General features: G+C 41.9%; 2 tRNA genes and 1 rRNA gene. All 3 read left to right on the top strand.

Going from position 1 to position 599, the window contains the following annotated elements:
• Window positions 1-169: 169 nt before the first annotated feature.
• Window positions 170-245, top strand: a tRNA-Ala gene (locus K5V21_RS19070).
• A gap of 5 nt (window positions 246-250) precedes the next feature.
• A tRNA-Ile gene (locus K5V21_RS19065) sits at window positions 251-327 on the top strand.
• Between the two features lie 125 nt (window positions 328-452).
• A 23S ribosomal RNA gene (locus K5V21_RS19060) occupies window positions 453-599 on the top strand; the annotation flags it as partial.

Here is a 599-nt window from a genome sequence, read left to right as displayed (position 1 = left end):
GTAGCCGTAGGAGAACCTGCGGCTGGATCACCTCCTTTCTATGGAGAATTCAGTTAACAAGATGATTAACTGGTATATTAAAAAATTCGAAATTCGGATTTCTTACCGAAAAGAAGGTTTTTAAATGGTTTCTGTTCAGTTTTGAGAGATGTAAATCTCTTAATTATGTGGGGGTATAGCTCAGTTGGGAGAGCACCTGCCTTGCACGCAGGGGGTCAAGAGTTCGAATCTCTTTATCTCCACCACATATGGGTCTATAGCTCAGCTGGTTAGAGCGCACGCCTGATAAGCGTGAGGTCGGTGGTTCGAGTCCACTTAGACCCACCAATGTTCTTTGAAAATTGCACATGAATATAAATTGTTGATACAACAAGCCAAGAAATAAAGTATTTATTAAATACTATTCTTTGTGAGAACCAAAATTGTAATGATTTTGAATAATTGACTAAATAGGTCAAGCTACAAAGGGCGCATGGTGAATGCCTTGGCATCAGGAGCCGATGAAGGACGTGATAAGCTGCGATAAGCTTCGGGTAGGCGCACATAGCCAGAGATCCGAAGATTTCCGAATGAGGAAACTCACATGGGTTAACCCCATG

The organism is Clostridium sardiniense, from assembly GCF_019753795.1.
Lineage (GTDB): Bacteria > Bacillota > Clostridia > Clostridiales > Clostridiaceae > Clostridium > Clostridium sardiniense.
Note: the sequence above shows the minus strand (reverse complement) of the source record. Positions and strands in the feature narration are given on the sequence as shown.